Origin of the sequence: Glutamicibacter sp. V16R2B1 (assembly GCF_005774635.1) — a bacterium.
Taxonomy (GTDB): Bacteria; Actinomycetota; Actinomycetes; order Actinomycetales; family Micrococcaceae; genus Glutamicibacter; species Glutamicibacter creatinolyticus.
This window is the reverse complement of sequence record NZ_VATX01000015.1, coordinates 1-17,900: the sequence shown is the minus strand read 5'-3', so window position 1 is coordinate 17,900 and position 17,900 is coordinate 1. Positions and strand designations below refer to the sequence as shown.

Annotated in this window: 17 protein-coding genes; 9 read left to right on the top strand and 8 right to left on the bottom strand. The window is 68.9% G+C overall.

Annotated features, from left to right (window positions below; all coding sequences use genetic code 11):
• Positions 1-49: 49 nt before the first annotated feature.
• The gene (locus tag FDN03_RS10160) at positions 50-439 is read left to right on the top strand and encodes a MarR family transcriptional regulator (protein WP_249354491.1); all 390 of its coding nucleotides are present in this window, start codon (positions 50-52) and stop codon (positions 437-439) included.
• Between the two features lie 147 nt (positions 440-586).
• Here the strand turns inward: FDN03_RS10160 and FDN03_RS10155 are convergent, their stop codons facing one another.
• From FDN03_RS10155 to FDN03_RS10145, 3 genes are read right to left on the bottom strand one after another with little or no spacing between them, the layout of a single operon-like run.
• On the bottom strand, positions 587-2,491 hold the full coding sequence (locus FDN03_RS10155; protein WP_138176559.1) for an SIP domain-containing protein: 1,905 nt from the start codon (positions 2,489-2,491) through the stop codon (positions 587-589).
• 3 nt (positions 2,492-2,494) lie between these two features.
• Positions 2,495-3,544 (bottom strand): iron chelate uptake ABC transporter family permease subunit, encoded by a 1,050-nt coding sequence (locus tag FDN03_RS10150; RefSeq protein WP_138176557.1) that lies wholly within the window; start codon positions 3,542-3,544, stop codon positions 2,495-2,497.
• Positions 3,541-4,578, bottom strand: a complete 1,038-nt coding sequence (locus FDN03_RS10145; protein ID WP_138176555.1) for an iron chelate uptake ABC transporter family permease subunit — start codon at positions 4,576-4,578, stop codon at positions 3,541-3,543. The genes FDN03_RS10150 and FDN03_RS10145 overlap by 4 nt, the downstream gene beginning before the upstream one ends.
• Before the next feature lie 20 nt (positions 4,579-4,598).
• Between FDN03_RS10145 and FDN03_RS10140 the strand changes: the two genes are divergently transcribed.
• Positions 4,599-5,393: an MBL fold metallo-hydrolase gene (locus FDN03_RS10140; RefSeq protein ID WP_138176553.1), complete on the top strand. Its 795-nt coding sequence runs from the start codon at positions 4,599-4,601 to the stop codon at positions 5,391-5,393.
• Between the two features lie 14 nt (positions 5,394-5,407).
• On the opposite strand, the gene FDN03_RS10135 is transcribed toward FDN03_RS10140, so the two are convergent.
• The 3 genes from FDN03_RS10135 to FDN03_RS10125 form a co-directional block, all read right to left on the bottom strand.
• Positions 5,408-6,448, bottom strand: coding sequence for an ABC transporter substrate-binding protein (locus FDN03_RS10135; RefSeq protein ID WP_138176551.1), 1,041 nt, complete (start codon positions 6,446-6,448; stop codon positions 5,408-5,410).
• A gap of 305 nt (positions 6,449-6,753) precedes the next feature.
• Entirely contained in the window at positions 6,754-8,106 is a 1,353-nt protein-coding gene (locus FDN03_RS10130; protein ID WP_138176549.1) for an FtsX-like permease family protein, read from the bottom strand.
• A complete protein-coding gene (locus tag FDN03_RS10125; protein WP_138176547.1) occupies positions 8,106-8,828 on the bottom strand; it encodes an ABC transporter ATP-binding protein in 723 nt (240 codons plus the stop codon). Before FDN03_RS10125 ends, FDN03_RS10130 begins: the two co-directional genes overlap by 1 nt.
• Before the next feature lie 128 nt (positions 8,829-8,956).
• On the opposite strand from FDN03_RS10125, the gene FDN03_RS10120 reads away from it, so the two are divergent.
• The gene (locus FDN03_RS10120; protein WP_138176545.1) at positions 8,957-9,214 is read left to right on the top strand and encodes a thioredoxin; all 258 of its coding nucleotides are present in this window, start codon (positions 8,957-8,959) and stop codon (positions 9,212-9,214) included.
• 96 nt (positions 9,215-9,310) lie between these two features.
• Positions 9,311-9,988 carry a YqaJ viral recombinase family protein gene (locus FDN03_RS10115; RefSeq protein WP_138176543.1) on the top strand — a complete coding sequence of 226 codons (678 nt, stop codon included), beginning with the start codon at positions 9,311-9,313 and terminating at the stop codon, positions 9,986-9,988.
• Positions 9,989-10,148: 160 nt separating this feature from the next.
• On the opposite strand, the gene FDN03_RS10110 is transcribed toward FDN03_RS10115, so the two are convergent.
• The gene (locus tag FDN03_RS10110; RefSeq protein ID WP_054821715.1) at positions 10,149-11,252 is read right to left on the bottom strand and encodes a mechanosensitive ion channel domain-containing protein; all 1,104 of its coding nucleotides are present in this window, start codon (positions 11,250-11,252) and stop codon (positions 10,149-10,151) included.
• A gap of 268 nt (positions 11,253-11,520) precedes the next feature.
• Here FDN03_RS10110 and FDN03_RS10105 point away from each other — a divergent pair, with 268 nt between their 5' ends.
• The 3 genes from FDN03_RS10105 to FDN03_RS10095 all read left to right on the top strand — a co-directional run bounded on the left by FDN03_RS10105 (position 11,521) and on the right by FDN03_RS10095 (position 14,744).
• Positions 11,521-12,033, top strand: coding sequence for a hypothetical protein (locus FDN03_RS10105; RefSeq protein WP_246049568.1), 513 nt, complete (start codon positions 11,521-11,523; stop codon positions 12,031-12,033).
• Positions 12,034-12,179: 146 nt separating this feature from the next.
• Entirely contained in the window at positions 12,180-13,184 is a 1,005-nt protein-coding gene (locus FDN03_RS10100) for a PhzF family phenazine biosynthesis protein (RefSeq protein ID WP_249354489.1), read from the top strand.
• Between the two features lie 45 nt (positions 13,185-13,229).
• Positions 13,230-14,744: an MFS transporter gene (locus tag FDN03_RS10095; protein ID WP_283205480.1), complete on the top strand. Its 1,515-nt coding sequence runs from the start codon at positions 13,230-13,232 to the stop codon at positions 14,742-14,744.
• Positions 14,745-14,898: 154 nt separating this feature from the next.
• Here the strand turns inward: FDN03_RS10095 and FDN03_RS10090 are convergent, their stop codons facing one another.
• The gene (locus tag FDN03_RS10090; RefSeq protein WP_138176537.1) at positions 14,899-15,339 is read right to left on the bottom strand and encodes a DoxX family membrane protein; all 441 of its coding nucleotides are present in this window, start codon (positions 15,337-15,339) and stop codon (positions 14,899-14,901) included.
• 252 nt (positions 15,340-15,591) lie between these two features.
• Here FDN03_RS10090 and FDN03_RS10085 point away from each other — a divergent pair, with 252 nt between their 5' ends.
• Positions 15,592-16,281: a TetR family transcriptional regulator gene (locus tag FDN03_RS10085; RefSeq protein ID WP_138176535.1), complete on the top strand. Its 690-nt coding sequence runs from the start codon at positions 15,592-15,594 to the stop codon at positions 16,279-16,281.
• A gap of 114 nt (positions 16,282-16,395) precedes the next feature.
• Positions 16,396-17,625: an acyl-CoA dehydrogenase family protein gene (locus FDN03_RS10080; protein WP_138176533.1), complete on the top strand. Its 1,230-nt coding sequence runs from the start codon at positions 16,396-16,398 to the stop codon at positions 17,623-17,625.
• The last annotated feature ends 275 nt before the right edge of the window (positions 17,626-17,900 follow it).

Genomic DNA, 17,900 nt, shown 5'->3' with positions numbered 1-17,900 from the left:
GAAAACACAGCCCGACTTGGCCTCCCTCTTCCACCGTGCGGCCCGGTCTGTGAGGCGGCAGACACGCCTGGCCCTGGACCCGCACGGCATCACCCCGCACCAGTCCCGGGCGATGATGCTGCTCGCCCGCGCCAGCCAGGGTGGGGATAGCCCCGGCGGGCTGCGCAATTCCCAACTGGCCGAACAGCTGCGCATCGCCCCGCGCTCGGCCACCGAGGTGGTCGACCAGCTGCAGGACAAGCAGCTGGTGCGCCGCACCCAGGACCCGGCCGACCGCCGCGCCTGGCTGATCAGCCTGACCCCGGCCGGCGCGGAACTGAGCGCCGTGCTGCGCGAGGACCGCCGCGTGCAGATGAACGACTTCTTCGCCCGGCTGGACCCGGCGGACCAGGCCCAGCTGGCCCGGATCCTCACCGCGCTGATCGACGACGACTGCTAGGCACGCCCCTTGGCGCAGCGCACCGCACCGCACCGCACCGCATCCGCGCCGGGTTCGGGTTAACGACCGCGGGGCAGGAGCGCGGAACATCCGCACTCCTGCCCCGGCAGCAACTCCGTCTGGCGTCGAAAATGGGAGGGTGGCAGCCTAGTTTTCGGTCTTCCCCTCGCGCCAGTAGCCCATGAAGGCCACCTGCTTGCGGTCGATGCCCACGTCCTTGACCAGGTAGCGGCGCAGCGTCTTGACCGCGGAGGCCTCCCCGGCGATCCACGCGTAGAACGGCCCGGCCGAGCCGCCGCCGGTTTCCCACAGGATCGTCGAATCGATGTCCACGTCCTCCGGGTCGGCGTTGGTGTGCACCACCCCCGCCGCGGGGATCGCCACCGCCTCCCGCACGGCGGACTCCAACAGCTTGCCGTGCGGCTGGGTGCCGCGGGTCAGCCACTGCACCGACACCCCGGAGGCGGTGGTGGTGCCCAGGATGTCCCCGGCCTCCGGGACCTCGATGAACGCATCGCCGGTCACCGTGGAGGGCAGCGCCTCCAGGATCGAGCAGATCGCCGGCGCGGCGGTCTCATCGCCCACCAGCAGCACGCGGGTGGCGTTGCCGGGCCGGAATTCGATGCCGCCGTAGCTGGCGTCGTTCAGCGCCTTGTTCGGCCCCAGCAGGAGCATCCGGTCCCCGAGCTTCGCCCCGGCGCCCCATTCGGTGGCCGGCCCGCCCTGCAGGTGCCCGTCCACGTAGCGTCCGTGCAGCACGAAGTCGATGTCCAGTTCCGGCCAGTCCCCGCTTTGGTTGTCGCGGTGCCCGGCGTCGCGGAAGGCGCGCACCGTGTAGGTGCGCATCACCCCGCGCTCCTGCGGGTCGGTCGCCAGCCAGCGCTGGTACCAGCCGGCCTGCTCGGCGGGGCTGGTCAGCCCGGCCGGGCGCATCGCGGCCAGCTCCTGGGGCAGCATGCCGGCCTTGTTGGTGGCCAGCAGCAGCTTGATGCGCATGTCCAGCGGGTGGCTGTTGGTGCCAAAGTGCTCCAGGTCCGGACCGGCCAGGGTGATGCGCCGGAAGGAGTGGGAGATGTTCTCGGCGCGTACCACCTCGGTCTCAAACGCCAGGGTCGGGCAGTGCTCGGCACTGGGCCGCAGCTCGGCGGAGAGCTCCTGCCGCCCCTCCGGGGTCCGCGGCTGCTTCGCCGGCTGCTCGGTGACCTCCGGGGTGGAGATGTCCCGGCGCACGATCCCGTTCGCGGCCAGCAGGCTTTCGGCGCGCAGCACCCGGTGCTTGCCGATGGGCAGCACCAGCGGGGTGCCGGCCACCGGGTCGGGGATGACCCGCGAGGGCATCCCGAACACCTCCTTGACGGTTTTCTCGGTGACCACCACGCTGGGGTGCCCGGAGGCGAAGACCTTCCCGTCCTTCAGCGCCACCAGGTGGTCGGCGTAGCGGGCGGCCAGATTCAGATCGTGCAGCACGATCACCACGGTGATCCCGCGGGTGCGGTTCAGCTCGGCGATCACGTCCAGCACCTCGAGCTGGTGGGCGATGTCCAGGTAGGTGGTCGGCTCATCCAGCAGCAGCAGCCCGGTTTCCTGGGCCAGCGCCATCGCGATCCACACGCGCTGGCGCTGCCCGCCGGAGAGCTCATCGACCGGGCGTTCGGACAGCTCCGAGGTGCGGGTCAGCTCCATGGCCCGGGTCACGGCGGCCTCGTCCTCCGCGGAGAAGCGCTTGAACCAGCCCTGGTGCGGGTAGCGGCCGCGGCTGATCAGCTCGCGCACGGTGATCCCGTCCGGGGCGTTGGGGGTCTGCGGCAGCAGCCCCAGCTTCTTGGCCACCTCCCGCGCCGGGCGGGTGTGGATGTCCGAGCCGTCCAGCAGCACCTGGCCCTGGGCGGGCTTGAGCAGCCGGGCCAGCGCGCGCAGCAGCGTGGACTTTCCGCAGCCGTTGGCGCCGACCACCATGGTCACTTCCCCGGCGGGGATTTGCAGTGAGAGTTCATCGACGATGGTGACCTTGTCGTAGGCCAGCGTCAGGCCTGTGGCCCGCAGATCGGCCATGGGTTATCCCCCGTTTCCAGTTGAGTTGGCACGCACCAGGACCCATAGCAGGAACGGTGCGCCGAATGCTCCGGTGATCACGCCCACCGGCAGGGACACTTGCGCAAAGAGGTTCGCGGCCGCGAAGTTCGCCACCACGACGATCACCGCGCCGGTCAGGGCTGATAATCCAATGTTAATGGCCGATCGGGTCAGCGCGGCACTGATCGGCCCGGCCAGGAAGGCGACGAAGGCCAGCGGGCCGGTGACAGCCACCGGGATCGCGCCCATCGCCACCGCGGTGAACACCAGCAGCGCGCGGGCCGCCGGAACGTTCAGCCCCAGTGCCGCGGCGGTGTCCTCCCCCAGCTCCAGCAGCTTCAGCTGGCGCACCACCACCGGCACCAGCACCAGGCCCACCACCCCCAGCCCGAGGCCCAGCACCGCCGCCGCATCCCAGGTGGCGGCGGACAGCGAGCCGGTCAGCCAGCGGATCGCGTCCCCGGCGGTGTTCAGCTGGGCCTGGGTGAGCAGGTACTGGATCACCGCCTGCAGCATCGCCCCGATCGCCAGCCCGGCCAGGATCAGCCGCGGGCCGGTGCGGGTGCCGGAGGCCGAGAGCCAGTAGATCACCGCCGCCACCCCCAGCCCGCCGGCCAGGGCGGCGGCGTTCATCGCCCAGCCGTTGACCCCGAAGTACACCATCGCCACGATCGCCGCGGCCGCCGCACCGTATCCGACGCCGATCACGTCGGGGCTGGCCAGCGGGTTGCCCAGCCAGCGCTGGAACAGGGCGCCGCTGACCCCGAAACCGGCCCCGGCCAGCGCCCCGACCACCAGGCGGGGCAGGCGGTCCTCCATCACGATGAACGAGGTGCCCGGCACGCTCTGCCCGCCCAGCACGGCCAGCACCTCGCCGGGGTCCAGGGCCTCGCGCCCCCAGAACAGGTAGGCGGCGGCGCCGCCCAGCAGCGCCAGCACCAGCCACAGGGCGCTGACCGCTGCCCGGGTGCGCCGCGGGGCGCGTTCGGCCAGGGCGGCGGTGACCCGGGATTTTGAGGTTGGCAGGTTCACAGGCTCACCGCCTTCATGCCGCGGCGCATCAGCGCGATGAACAGCGGCGCGCCAACCAGCGCGCACATCACCCCGGCCTGCACTTCCCCCGGCGGGGCGATCAGCCGTCCAAGCACGTCGGCGGCGAGCATCAGCACCGGCCCGGCCAGCAGGCACCCCGGCATCAGCCAGCGGTAGTCCGAACCGATCAGCAGGCGCACCGCATGCGGGATGATCAGCCCGACGAACGCGATCGGCCCGGCCACCGCGGTGGCGGTCCCGGCCAGCAGCACGATCCCGATCGACCCCAGCAGCCGCATCCGGCCCAGGTTGAAGCCCAGCGCGGTCGCGGTCTGCTCGCCCATCGCCACCGCATTGGAGACCCGGGCGGTGCCCAGCACGATGAGGCAGCCCAGCAGCACCACCGGCAGGGCGGTGAGGTAGGTGTCCACCCCGCGCGCGGCCAGGGTGCCGATCTGCCAGAACCGGAATTCGTCCAGCGCGGCCCGGGAAATCATCAGCAGCGCGTTGGTAACCGCGGTCAGCCCCACCGCCAGGGCGGCGCCGGCCAACGCCAGCTTGATCGGGGTGGCGCCCTCCCGACCGATGGAGGCGACCAGGTAGACCAGGGTCATCACCGCCGCGGCCCCGGCAAACGCGGCCAGCATCATCCCGCCCAGGCCCAGCGAGCCGAACAGCGCGATCGAGGCGACCACCGCCAGCGCGGCGCCGGCGTTCAGCCCCAGGATCCCGGGGTCGGCCAGCGGGTTGCGGGTCAGCCCCTGCATCCCGGCCCCGGCCAGCCCCAGCGCCGCGCCGGTGACCAGGGCCCCGACGGTGCGCGCAATGCGCGAATGCACCACCGCATGTTCCGGGTTGGCCGCGTCATAATCGGCCAGGGTGCCCAGCACCGAGGCCAACGGCACCGGCCGGGCCCCCAACGCCAGGGAGGCGCCCACGCCCAGGATGAGCAGCAGCAGCAGGCCCAGGCACACCCCGAGCTTGCGCCCGGGGCGGATCGCGGTGCTGCGCGTTGTACTTTCGGTCGCGCTCATTGCTTCCTACACTCGTTGCTATGAAAGATCTTGCCAGTCCCACCGTTCTGGGCCCCGGGCTCGCCGTGCTGCGGGCCGCGAACCCCTCGCAGATGACCCTGGAGGGCACCAACAGCTACCTGCTCTTCGACGTCCACGCCACGCTGGGCTCCGGCAGCCCCGTGGTGCTCATCGATCCGGGCCCGGACCTGGAGGAGCACCTGGCCGCGTTGGCCGCCCACCGGGTGGTGCTGGTGCTGATCACCCACCGGCATGCCGATCACACCGGCGGGATCGACCGGCTGCACCGGCTGACCAACGCCCCGGTGCGCGCGCTGCTGCCCGAGCACTGCCGCGACGCCGCGCCGCTGTCGGACCGGGAGGTCATCGACGCGGCCGGGGTGCGGCTGCAGGTGCTCACCACGCCGGGGCACACCTCCGATTCGGTGTGCTTCCTCCGCCAGGACGCGCCGGGGCTGTTCACCGGGGACACGATCCTGGGCCGGGGCACCACCATCCTGGAGCACCCGGACGGCACACTGGTGGACTACCTGGATTCGCTGCAGCGCCTGGCCGGGTTGCCGGACCTGCCGCTGCATCCAGCCCACGGGCCGCAGCATGCCGGGTCGCACGCGCTGATCGCCGCCTACCGGCAGCACCGCGAACAGCGCCTGGAGCAGGTGCGTGCCGGGTTGCGCGCATTGGGCAAGGCCGGGGCCCACGCCACGCCCGCTGAACTGCTGGACCTGGTGTACCCCGACCTTGATCCGCGCCTTGTCGGCGCGGCAACCCATTCGCTTGAGGCGCAACTGCACTACCTGGCGATCAACTCCTAGCCGCAAACGCGGCGCTACTTGGCCTCGGCGGCCTTCTGGGCGGCGTCGGCCAGCTTCGGCACGACGTTGTCGATGGCCCAGGACAGGGACAGCGGGGAGGCCGCGGAGACCGAAAGCACCTGCTGGTCGTTCTCCATGGCCACCAGCCCGCCGGTCTTGGAGGCCGGGATCTGGGCGAAGAGCTCGTTGCTCTTCAGCGCGTCCTGCACAGTGGTGCCCGAGGCGACCGAGGCGAAGAAGATGTCGGACTTCAGCTCATTGGCCTTCTCCGGGGACCATTCGAAGTAGAAGGAGCCTTCCGGGGTGTTCTGGGTGACCACTTCGGCCTGCTTCATGCCCAGCGAGGTCAGGAAGCGCGGGCGGTTGTCCTCCCCGGCGTACAGGCTGATGGTCTTGGGCTGGGACAAATCCCCGGCGATGAAGCTGGTGTCCTTGAAGACCGGGTACTTCTCGGCCTGCCCGGCCAACTCACCTTCCAGGTCCTCGATCAGCTGCTGCGCCTGCTCGTCCTTGCCCAGCAGCTCGCCGGCCGCTTCGGTGGTCTGCTGCCAGCTGGTCAGGTAGTTGGCCTCGATCGGCCCCACGGTCGGAGCGATCTTGGACAGCTTGTCGTACTCCTCCTTGGTCAACCCGGAGTACGCAGCGAAGATGGCCTGCGGCTTGGCCTGGGCGATCGCCTCGAAGTCGATCCCGTCGGCGACGGAGAACTGCGTCGGCGCGTTCTCGGAGCCGATCTGCGCGCCCAGCTCCTTGAGCTTGGCGTCCTTCCAGTCGGTCGAGTTATTGGCGTTCTGCCCCCAGATGTCGCTGTCCATGCCGACCGGAACGGTGTCCAGGGCCAGCAGGGCGTCGGCATTGACCCAGGAGATCGTGGCGATGTCCTCGGGCACCTGGTCGAAGGTGGTTTCCCCATAGATGTGCTCGATGGTGATCGGGCCGGAGGCGGCAGCGCTGCTCTGCTGCGCCTCCTTCGCGGTGTCCGCGGCGCAGCCGGTCAGGGCCAGCGCGGTGGCGGCCGCCGCGGCGACCAGGGTATGACGACGAGTTAGTTTCATCTTGTTTCCATCTGCAGTAGCAAGGGACCAAAAACCGGCCAAGGTTGGTTAGGCAAACCATACCTGGACCGGATGCAACATTACGCGGTGCCGCATTCATTAGGCAACACGCGTCAACTGTAATTCAGGCCACAGCTTCGAGTGGGTTTCCGCCATCCCCGGTTTTCCGGTGCGGTGCGGCCACCGGCGCGGATGAACAAATATTGCGCCCCAACCCGGAACCGCCCCTCCAGACGTTAAGGGAACGGGTCGGCGGCAGCCCGATGCCCGCCGCCGACCCGTTCCGGGCCTGCCCGGTGCCCGCCCTATTCGGCGAGCGCGTGGATCCCCCCGCGCTCCCCGGCCGAAAGCAGGCGTTGCGGGGCGGCAACGGAAATCGCCAGGCGGACCAGCAGCAGCCCGGCGCCGGTCGCCCCGACGCAGACGGTCAGCACGGTCAGCGGCTGCATGATCAGGGCCATTCCGGCCAGCGGGAACACCAGGACCAGGGAGGCCAGCCCAAACCCGATGGCCGCGGTGAGGGTGGGGATCATGACCGACTTCACCCGGGCCCGGTTCATCAGCTCGTAGGGCATGCCCAGCCGGTTCAGCCCGTGGTACAGGTCCGCCCGGTCCAGGGTGGCGGCGGCCTGGGTGATCGTGCTGGAGGCGGCCACGCAGATGAAGCTCACCGCCAGGGTCAGCAGCACCCCGCTCAGCACGTCCTTGCCCAGGTGCTGCTCCCATCCGGCGCTGCCGGTGTCCCCGGTCAGCTGCATCATCGCCGCGCCGGTGCCGCCGACCACGGCGATGAAGGCGGCCATCGCCACCCCAGAGACCTGGCGCCAGGCCTGCTGCGGGGATTCCAGGATCATCCGGGCCGCCAGCAGTTGCGCCCCGTCCTGGGCCTTACGCAGCTTGGCACGGCCCACCATGGCCACCAGCCACGGGCCGACCAGGTTCATCACGCCCAGCCCCATTCCCATGCCCAGCACCAGGATCACCAGCATCGTGGCCAGATCCCGGGCGATGACATCCAGGTAGGTGAACACGTTGTACAGCACCACCAGCACGCCCAGGGCGATCAGGGCGCGCACCCAGCGGGGCTTGGGGGTCAGTGCGCGGCGACGCACGGCCAGCGGGGTGATCACCAGTTTGCGCAGCCCGATCAGTGAGCTGATCACCGAAAGCACCGCCACCGCCAGCAGCACCCCGACCACCACCAGCGCGGAGGCGTAGACCGCGTTGCCCAGCGCCCGGCCCTGGAAGTGGATCAGCCCCACCAGCGGGGCCAGCAGGTAATACAGCCCCACGCCCAGCACCGCGCCGGCCATCGCCGCGGCCACCGCCTGCAGCACGCTGATCCATCGCACCTGCCCACCGGTGGCGCCCATCAGGCGCAGCGAGGACAGGGCCCGGTCGTGGCTGCGCGCCGAGAGCTGGGCCGCGGCCCGTCCGAGCACCAGCAACGGGATGATCAGCAGCATGACCGCCAGTGCGGCCAGGGACAGGTAGGTGCCCTGGGCCTCGGCCGGCAGCTGGCGGAATGCCAGCGCTCCACCGACCACGGTGAGCACCAGGGCGGTGACCACCGCGTAGCTGGTGATCGTCAGCAGCAGGGGCCCGCGCCGCCCGCTGGTGCGCCGCCCCAGCAGCCAGGCCAGATACAGTGAGTTCATCAGCGCAACACCCCGTCGGCCTGGCCGGAGAGCGAATCGCTGGCGATCCGCCCGTCGAGCAGGCGCACCACGCGGTCGCAGCGGGAGGCGACCTGTTCGTCGTGGGTGACCATCACCAGGGTCTTGCCTTCGGCGACGGTGCCGGCAAAGAGCGCGTCCAGCACCTCGGCCCCGGTGGCCGAATCCAGCGCACCGGTGGGCTCATCGGCGAAGATCAGCTGGGCGCCGGTGATCTGGGCGCGGGCGATCGCCACGCGCTGCGCCTGCCCGCCGGACAGTTCACCGATCCGCCGCTGCTCCATGCCGGCCAGCCCCATCCGGATCAGCGCCTGGCGGCCCAGTTCGATGGCCCGCTGGCGCGGGGTGGAGTTGATCAGCAGGGCCATCGCCACGTTCTCCTCCGCGGTCAGTTCCGGGATCAGCAGCCCGGACTGGAAGACGAAGCCGAACGCCTCACGGCGCAGCTTCGAGCGCTGCCCCTCCCCCAGGCCGGTGATTTCCACCGGGGCCCGGCCGGGCAGGGCCAGGGTGACGGAACCGGAGTTCGGGGTCTCGATCCCGGCCAGGGTGTGCAGCAGGGTGGACTTCCCGGATCCGGAGGGCCCCATGATGGCCAGGGAGCCTCCGCGCGCCACGTCCAGGTCCACCCCGTCCAGGGCGGTGGTCGAACCGTAGCGGCGGGTCAGGGCCCGGGCACTGAGAACAGCAGTATTTTCAAGCATGATCCCAGCTTTCCAGCCGCGCACCCACCGCGTCCTCGGCCGAGCGGGCGAAAAACGCCGCCCGTTTTCTCCTACCGTGGTAGCACTCACGGCGGGCCGGGCCAACGCCCGGGTATGCTGGGCGCACCATGGTTTTGGAACTCTACACCCAGCCGTTTTGTGCCCCCTGCGTCCGTGCCCGCCAGGTGGTGCGCCGGGTGGCGGAGCTGGTCCCGGCGCTGGAGGTGCGCGAGGTCGACGTGGTGGCCGAATGGCAGCTGGGCCGGGAACTGGGGATCAGTTCCACCCCGGTGATCCGGCTGCTGGATGAGGACCGCCAGCTGCTGCGCGCCGAATCGGTGCCCACCGTGAACCAGCTGCTGGCAGCGGTCGCCGAGCACCTCTAGGTCCGGCGCTGGCCCGCCGGTGTGACGCATCCCGGATCCCGGGTGGTGCGACTCGCACCCCGCCGAAGCCGGGTTTCGACCCCCGGATGGGGAACAATGGGACGGGTGAGTGTTGCTTCTTCCCTTGGTTCGCCGGTCGGGTCCCCTGCGGGGCATGAGTGCTTCCAGCGGGTGCTGGCCGATTCGTCGAACCGCATTGAATGGCTGCGGGCCCGCTCACAGGGCATTACCGCCACCGACGTCGCCAAGCTGTCCACCGAACGCTCCATCAAGTCCGCGGCCTGGGACAAGCTGTACGGTTCCGGTTTTTCCGGCAACCCCTACACCGAGCACGGCCGGCGCCGCGAGCCGGTGATCGCCAACTGGGTGCTGGAGAACTTCAACATCTTCCCCTCCAGCCAGCTGTTCCATTCCCGGGAGAACCGCCTGCACCTGGCCACCCCGGACGGGCTGGGCTTCGATGCCCAGGGCACCCCGGTGCTGGCTGAAATCAAGACCACGAACAAGCCCTTCAACCGGGTTCCGCGCCACTACCTGCGCCAGATCCTGTGGCAGCAGTACGTGATCGGCGCCGAACGCACCCTGTTCGTGTGGGAACAGCACGAGAACTTCGTCCCGCTGAACGCGGTGCCCGAATTCCGTTGGGTTGAGCGCGATGACACCATGATCGCGGACCTGATCGCCAAGGCGGGGTCGCTGATCGACGAGCTGCGCCGCCGCACCCTGCGCCAGCAGCAGCTCGACGACTACGGTCCGGCCGCCCTGCGCCTCTAGGCGTCCTGCTTCCGCCGCTACCCCCTGCGCCGGACCCTGCCCTTAACGAACAGCGGCGCACCCACGCTCTGCCGCCCAGGGCTGCACGGGCGTTAAAGAGCGACGGCGCCGGCAGCACAGGCTGCGGGCGCCGTCCTCAGCTGCGGCCGGCCGGATGCGGCTAGGAGCCGATCTCGGGCTGGATCCGCGGGTCGGGCAGGCTTTCGGGGTAGTCGGCCACCAGCTCCGCGAGCAGCTTTTCGCGCACCATGTTGCGCAGGTCCCACAGGTCGCCGGCGTTGCGGGCCGATAAATAGATGGTCACGGTCTGCAGCCCGCCGACCGCGTCGGTCACGACCAGGGAGTTGCTGCGCCCGTCCCACAGATCCGAGGACTCCAGCAGTTCGGTGGTGCGCTTGCGCAGGTAGTCCACCGGGGCGTTCCACTTCAGCTCCAGCACCACATTGCCGCTGATCTCGGTGGAGCGCCGCGACCAGTTCTCAAACGGCGTGGTGGTGAAGTAGGTGGAGGGCAGGATCATGCGCCGCCCATCCAGCAGCAGGACCACCACGTAGCTCAGGGTGATCTCCTCCACCGAGCCGCGTTCGCCTTCCACCACGATGGTGTCGCCCACGCGGATCGAGTCGGTGAAGGCCACCTGCATGCCGGCAAAAACATTGGACAGCGGGGTCTGCACCGCCAGACCGACGACCACCGACATCAGGCCGGCGGAGGCCAGAATACCGGCGCCCAGCGCCCTGACCTGTTCGATTGTCAGCAGGATCGCGGCGACCGCCAGCACCACCAGGATCGCGGCCAGCACCCGGCGCAGCAGCCCGATCTGGGTTTCCACCTTCGCCAGCTTGCGTCCGGTGCCGATCTTCTTCTGCAACCGCTCCAGCATGAAGTTCTCGATCCCCTTGGACAGGCGGATCAGGAACCAGGTGACGCAGGTGACCAGCACGACCAGCCAGGCGAACTGCCAGAACTGGTATCCGGTCTGGTCCCGGCGCAGTGCCAGCAGTGCGCTCTTGACCACAATTGCGGCCAGGGCGCCGAAGAACGGCAGCCGGGTGGCGGCAATGTCGCTGGACATGGTCTGGCTGCGGTGGAAAATCCGGGTGAACGCGAAGCTGAGCACGAAGGTCAGGACCGCCGCCAGCAGTAACCCGACCGCGATCACCGCCCAGAATCGCAACGATTCGGGTAGGAACCCGGAGGCTTCGACAACGTCGGTGACTTTGCTTTCGAGGTCTTCAATCGGTGCAGTAGGACTGGGAAGCATGTTCACAGCATGTCACAGTCGGCTTTAACGTTGCTGGGCGACATCCGAATGTACGCACAGCGTGGAACCGCGCAAAGTTCCTAGGTATCGAACCGATACCGTTTGGGCGCCGAATCCAACAGTCCCTTGTTTTCGTGGGGCACACCACCTGTACTGGTTTCATGGATCACTGTGCTGTGGTCCAGGCGCTCAAACAGAAGGGAAGCCGGTGAGGGCAATGCGCCGCAAGAAGCTCGGATTAGCCGCGGCAATAATAGCAACAGGACTCATGACAGTGGCACCATCGGCCACTGCAGTATCGGTGCCGGCAGCGTCGCCGGCCACCGCATGCGCCACCGTCTACTGGGGATCGCTGACCAAGACGGTGTCCACCCATGCACGATCCACCAGCGTTGACGATGTGCGTACCGGACGCCACGCCTGCTTCGACCGCCTGGTCATTGACCTGACGGGCAAGAAGACCGGGTACACCGTCAAGTACGTCAACGCGCTCTACGCCCCGGGCAGCGGCAAGAAGGTCACGCTGCGCGGCGGGGCCACGCTGTCCATCACGGTCAACGCCCCGGCCTACAACTCCAAGGGGCAGCCGACCTACAACCCGGGGGCGACGATCCGCTCCCTGGACTACACCACCTTCCGGCAGCTGGCCTACCTGGGCAGCTTCGAAGGCCAAACCGACTGGGGCCTGTCCACCCGGGCCCGGCTGCCGATGCGGGCCTTCACGCTGGATGGACCGGGCACCGGTTCACGGCTGGTGATCGATGTCGCCCACCATTGGTAGGCAGGCTGTAGCCCGTCACCCGGCGGCTGTCAGTTTGCCCCTCCGGCCCACGGGCCGGCAACGCTAAGGGTCAGCCGGTGTCATGCGCCCACTTCAGTGCGTAACACCGGCTGACCCGCGCGCACGGATGTGCCACCATGCAATATATGAACCCCGTCTTCGCCTATCAGCAGGTTGATGTGTTCGCGCCCACCGCCTTCAGCGGCAACGGGCTGGCCGTGGTCTTCGACGCCGATGAGCTGGACACCGAGGCGATGCAGAGCTTCGCACGGTGGATGAACCAGTCCGAAACCGTTTTCTTCTTTGCCCCCACCGAGCCGGGGGCCGACTACTCCATCCGGATCTTCACCCCCAGCACGGAGCTGCCCTTCGCCGGGCACCCCACCCTGGGTGCCGCCCAGGCCTGGCTGGAGGCCGGCGGGCAGCCGGCCCGCGACGAACACCTGATCCAGCAGTGCGCCGCAGGCCTGATCGAGGTGCGCGTCGAGCGGGAGGCCGGGGCGAAGCACCTGCGCCGCCTTTCCTTCCTGGCCCCGCCGCTGACGCGCAGCGGGCCGGTGGAGGACGATGTGCTGCAGTGGGCGATCAGCGGGCTGGGGATCAGCCCGAAGGACGTACTCGCCCACCAGTGGCTGGTCAACGGGCCGAACCATGTGGGGCTGCTGCTGCGCGATGCGGACGTGGTGCTGGGCATCGAACCGGACTACCCCGCCCTGGAGGGCCTGGAGCTGGGGGTGATCGGCCCCTACACCTCCTCCAGCGTCACCTTTGGGTCCTGGCAGCCGCGCGGCAGCGTGCTGCCGCGCGTGTCCGGCACCCGGGAGGAGCTGCGCCCGCTGGATGCCTCGGACCGCTACCGTTCCGAGGAGCGCTTCGGCTCGGTGGTGCTGCAGCCTCCGGCCGACTTCGAGGCCCGCTCCTTCGTGCCCAGCGAGGCGATCCAGGAGGACCCGGCCACCGGCTCGCTGAACGCCGGATTCGGGCAGTGGCTGACCGAGGCGGCCCTGGCCCCGCAGCGCTACACCGTCCGCCAGGGCACCCGGGTGGGGCGCTCGGCGATCCTGCACGTGGAAAACGACGGCACCGGCATCTGGGTGGGCGGGGATGTGGTCACCCGGATCTGCGGCAACGTGGAATTCCCCTCACCCTAGGCCCAGGGAACGGCATGCCGGGCCGCAGGGGTCTAAGCTTGGCAGGTGACTTCCCCCGAATTTGACTCCAAGGCCGCGTGGCGGGCGCTATGGGCGCTGGTCATCGGCTTCTTCATGATCCTGCTGGACACCACGATCGTGTCCATGGCGATGCCGGCCATCATGGGGGCGCTGCACGCGGATTTGACCGCGATCATCTGGGTGAACAGCGCCTACCTGCTCACCTTTGCGGTGCCGCTGCTGATTACCGGGCGCCTGGGCGACCGCTTCGGCCCGCGCAACATCTACCTGATTGGCCTGGTGCTGTTCACCGGCGCCTCGGCCTGGTGCGGGCTTTCCCCCAGCATCGGCTCGCTGATTGCCGCCCGCGCCGTGCAGGGCTTCGGCGCGGCGATGATGTCCCCGCAGTCGATGACGATGATCACCCGGCTCTTCCCCTACCGTCACCGTGGCGCGGCCATGGGCGTGTGGGGCGCGGTGGCCGGGGTGGCCTCGCTGGTGGGCCCGATCGCCGGCGGGCTGCTGGTGGACACCCTGGGCTGGGAGTGGATCTTCTTCATCAACCTGCCGGTGGGCGTGCTGACCTTCATCCTGGTGATGCGCTGGGTGCCCAAGCTCCAGCCGCACTCGCCGACCTTCGACACGCTGGGCGTGATCCTCTCCGCGGCGGCCATGTTCGCCCTGGTCTACGGCATCCAGGAGGGGGATTCCACCAACTGGGAACCGTTCATCGGGCCGATCGGCTCGGTGCACCTGATCGTTGCCGGGCTGGTGCTGTTCGCGGCGTTCATCTGGTGGCAGTCGCGCACCACCAAGGAACCGCTGGTGCCGCTGGGCCTCTTCCGCGACCGGAACTTCTCCCTGGCGAACCTGGGCATCAGCTTCATGGGCCTGGCCATCACCACGCTGAGCCTGCCGATGATCTTCTACCTGCAGTCGGTACGCGAACTGAGCCCCACCCAGGCGGCGCTGCTGATGTCACCGATGGCGATCGTCTCGGCCGTGTGCGCACCGTGGGTGGGCAAGCGCGTGACCGCCCACGACCCGCGCAAGTTCGCGATCCCGGGCTTCGCACTGTTCGGCGGGGGCATCGTCAGCTACGCGTTCCTGATGCACGCCGACACCCCACTGTGGGTGCTGCTGCTTCCACCGGTGCTGCAGGGGCTGGGTTCGGCCATGATCTGGCCGTCGCTGTCGCTGACCGCCACCCGCGACCTGGGCCCGGCCAACGCCGGGGCCGGTTCCGGGGTGTACAACACGACCCGGCAGATCGGTGCGGTGCTCGGCTCGGCGCTGATCGCGGTGATGATGCAGTCGCGCATCTCGGCGCAGGTGCAGTCCCAGGCCGGCCCGGACGCCCCGCTGCCCGATGTCTCCGGGGAGCTGACCCCGGGCGCGGTGCTGCCCGACTTCCTGCATGAGCCGATCTCGGTGGGCCTGGGGCAGGCAATGCTGCTGCCCGGGCTGGTGGCCCTGGCCGCCATCCTGGTGGTCGTCTTCTTCCGCGGCCGCCCGGCGGAGCAGCCGCAGCAGGCCAAGCAGCCGGTCCAGCAGGACTAGGCGCAGACGCAAAAACCGCGGTGTTGGCATGACCGAAACTGGTCCTGCCAACACCGCGGTTTTGCTTAAGCCACCCCGAACCAACCGCGCCCGCCCCGGCCGGGACGGACATCGCCGATGGCGGGGGCACCCGGTGGGTTCGGCCCCGAAAAGCCTACTTGTTGTTGTTCTTCTTCTTTTGCTGCCGGTAGGAGCGGCGCCCGAAGATCAGGGCGACGGCGATTCCGGCCAGCCACACGTCCTTGGCCAGGGTGCCGCCCTCGGCGGTGGGGCGGATGCCGTCCGATTCGGTCAGCCCCGGGGTGCGCAGGTACATGCTGAGCATGACTCCGGAGAAGCCGGCCAGCCCCAGTCCGGCCAGGCGGGAGGGAACCAGTGGCAGCAGCAGCGCAGAGCCCAGCGAGATCTCGGTGGCGGAGACCGCCTTGCCGAACGCTGCCGGTTCCATGTTGCCCAGCTGCGGCACGCCGTTGGAGGCCATCTGCTGCAGCCCGGCGGCGCTTTCCTCATCCAGGCGCAGCTTGTTGATGCCGCTGTTGAGGATGTACGCACCGCTGACCAGACGTAGTGCGGCATTTGCAATTGAGATACCCATCGATCCTCACTTCTTTCGTTTCAGGTCGTGCTTCGGGCCGATGACCACACCACGGTGCGGCGCATCATGTTGTTTAGCCTAATCACGGCGGCGGCCTATCACAATCTCAACGCGGCCCCACACTGGCAGATCCCAGCTTCGGCCCAGCGCCCCGTCCCACTGCGAAGCTGGGGCACCGCCGTCGTGGCCGGGGTGGTGCGCCCGGTTCGGACGGGGCGGGAAACCGCGGAAACATGCTAGATTCAACAAATCATGATCACTTCTTCCGCCGTGCCCGTTGCCGCCCTCGAACTGCTGATCGACCAGGGATTTGACGCCACCAGCGTCGATGAGCTGGCCAACGCCGCCGGCATGTCCCGTTCCACGTTTTTCCGCCGTTTCGGTTCCAAGGAGAATATGGTCTTCGCGGACCAGGAAATGATCATCACCCATCTGCAGACGGTGCTGGGCACCAGTTCGGCCCCGACCATGCAGGCGCTGACCGAGGCGGTGTCGGTCGTGTTTGACCAGTACACCGCCAATCCCCCGGCAGCGGAACTGCGCCACCAGCTGCTTCAGGAGGTGCCCGCGCTGCGTGACCGGGAGCTGGTTTCCACCCACCGCTTCGAACGGGCCTTTAACGACTATCTGCGCGCCAAGGGATTGTTTGCCGCACCCGGGGAGCGTTCCCTGCGCCTGGGGCTGAGCGCGGCCCTGGTCTCGATCCACAACGATCACCTGCGCACCTGGCTGCGCGACCACGCGGCGACCGGCCGTGATGAGCTGGCCGCGGACGTGCGCCGCTTCCTGAGCCGCTTTGCCGACCTCATTTCCCCGGAGCAGGCCGAGACGGCTCCCGGGCAGCGCACCACCGTGGTGGTTTCCGTGATCAACCCCGGCGGCGACCAGCAGGCCGTGCTGGATGAGGTGGCCCAGGCGCTGAAGCAGGCCGGCGGGATCTGAACCGCGCCGCCGAGGGCGGCAGAAGAAGATCTGACACAAAGTTTCTTGACATGAAACTGAGTTCCATTAGGCTGGTGGACGAGAGATTCACCTTCGCCGATGGAGCAACCTGCCATGACCCAAGAAACCACCTACGAATTCCCCACCGGTGTCACCGAGCCGGACTACGAGCTGTGGACCACCGACGTGGAGATCGATCCCACCGGCGTCTTCGAGGACCTTGAGCCCGAGGACCGGGCCTGGTGGGACAAGGCCCGCGCCTTCACCCTGGATGAGGTGCGCCCGGTCGCGCACGAATACTGGGAGACCGCCGACTACCCGCTGCACCTGGTCAAGAAGTTGGGCGACGCCGACCTGCTGCGCGACGGGCAGACCCCCAAGGGGTACGCCCCGATGAGCGCCATGGCCGCCGGGCTGGTGAACATGGAGCTGCACCGCGGCGACGGCTCGGTGGGCACCATTGTGGGCGTGCAGGCCGGGTTGGCACTGCGTTCCATCCTGCAGTGCGGCAGCCCCGAGCAGATCGAAAAGTTCGGCGTGCCGATGCTGCGCGGGGAACTGCCCGGCGCCTTCGCCCTGACCGAACCCACCCACGGTTCGGACTCGGTGTCCCTGGAAACCCGGGCCACCCGGGTGGAGGGCGGCTACGTGCTCAACGGCGAGAAGAAGTGGATCGGCAACGGCTCGGTCGGCGGGATCAGCGTGGTCTGGGCCCGCGATGACGAGGGCAAGGTGCGCGGGTTGCTGGTGGACCAGCAGTCCGCGGGCTACACCGCGACCACGATCAAGAACAAGCTGTCGCTGCGCGCCATCTGGCAGGCGCACATCCGCCTGGAGAACGTGTTTGTTCCCGATGAGATGGTCCTGCCCGGCGCGAACAGCTTCAAGGACACCGCCGCGGTGCTCTTCGCCACCCGCCTGGGCGTGGCCTGGGCGGCGGTTGGGCATGCGACCGCCTGCTATGAATCCGCGGTGGCCTACGCCAAGCAGCGCGTGCAGTTCGGCCGCCCGCTGGCCGCCTCCCAGGTGGTGCAGGAGCGACTGGCGCGCATGCAGTCCGAGCTGGCGACCATCCAGCTGCTGGCCGTGCAGTCCACCCGCCGCGAAATGGCGGGCAAGCTCACCGGCCCGGCCGCCTCGCTGGCCAAGTACACCGCCACCCGCACCGCCCGTTCGATCGCGGCGAACGCTCGGGACCTGTTGGGCGGCAACGGCATCCTGACCGACAACCGGGTGGCCCGCCACTTCGCGGACATGGAGGCGCTGCACACCTATGAGGGCACCGAAACGGTGCAGGCGCTGATCATGGGCCGGGAGATCACCGGCATCTCCGCCTTCGCCTAAGACCAGGCCTTCGGCGACCCCGTGGCACCAGTGATCCCCGCCAGCTGCACCCAACTGGCGGGGATCACCCGTTCCAGGCGGCCGCAAGCACTGCCCGCCGGCACCTGATATGTTGCTGACTTTGTCAAGATAGGCAGAACAAGGCGACCCCGCATCCGAATGGGCGCGTGGTCGCCTTGCCGTTCCCCGGGAGCCCCGACCTTCAGGCCGGTTCATGACTCGTGCTGTTATTCAGCGACGACGTGGTCGAATCTGATATCCGCGGGTTGGTTACG

What these genes read in the sequence shown, in the direction of transcription:
- FDN03_RS10080 (WP_138176533.1), top strand. Translation starts at nt 16,396, where the DNA reads ATGACCCAAGAAACCACCTACGAATTCCCCACCGGTGTCACCGAGCCG.
- FDN03_RS10120 (WP_138176545.1), top strand. Translation starts at nt 8,957, where the DNA reads ATGGTTTTGGAACTCTACACCCAGCCGTTTTGTGCCCCCTGCGTCCGT.
- FDN03_RS10090 (WP_138176537.1), bottom strand. Translation starts at nt 15,339, where the DNA reads ATGGGTATCTCAATTGCAAATGCCGCACTACGTCTGGTCAGCGGTGCG.
- FDN03_RS10105 (WP_246049568.1), top strand. Translation starts at nt 11,521, where the DNA reads ATGACAGTGGCACCATCGGCCACTGCAGTATCGGTGCCGGCAGCGTCG.
- FDN03_RS10110 (WP_054821715.1), bottom strand. Translation starts at nt 11,252, where the DNA reads ATGCTTCCCAGTCCTACTGCACCGATTGAAGACCTCGAAAGCAAAGTC.
- FDN03_RS10140 (WP_138176553.1), top strand. Translation starts at nt 4,599, where the DNA reads ATGAAAGATCTTGCCAGTCCCACCGTTCTGGGCCCCGGGCTCGCCGTG.
- FDN03_RS10135 (WP_138176551.1), bottom strand. Translation starts at nt 6,448, where the DNA reads ATGAAACTAACTCGTCGTCATACCCTGGTCGCCGCGGCGGCCGCCACC.
- FDN03_RS10125 (WP_138176547.1), bottom strand. Translation starts at nt 8,828, where the DNA reads ATGCTTGAAAATACTGCTGTTCTCAGTGCCCGGGCCCTGACCCGCCGC.
- FDN03_RS10155 (WP_138176559.1), bottom strand. Translation starts at nt 2,491, where the DNA reads ATGGCCGATCTGCGGGCCACAGGCCTGACGCTGGCCTACGACAAGGTC.
- FDN03_RS10085 (WP_138176535.1), top strand. Translation starts at nt 15,592, where the DNA reads ATGATCACTTCTTCCGCCGTGCCCGTTGCCGCCCTCGAACTGCTGATC.
- FDN03_RS10145 (WP_138176555.1), bottom strand. Translation starts at nt 4,578, where the DNA reads ATGAGCGCGACCGAAAGTACAACGCGCAGCACCGCGATCCGCCCCGGG.
- FDN03_RS10130 (WP_138176549.1), bottom strand. Translation starts at nt 8,106, where the DNA reads ATGAACTCACTGTATCTGGCCTGGCTGCTGGGGCGGCGCACCAGCGGG.
- FDN03_RS10100 (WP_249354489.1), top strand. Translation starts at nt 12,180, where the DNA reads ATGAACCCCGTCTTCGCCTATCAGCAGGTTGATGTGTTCGCGCCCACC.
- FDN03_RS10115 (WP_138176543.1), top strand. Translation starts at nt 9,311, where the DNA reads ATGGGACGGGTGAGTGTTGCTTCTTCCCTTGGTTCGCCGGTCGGGTCC.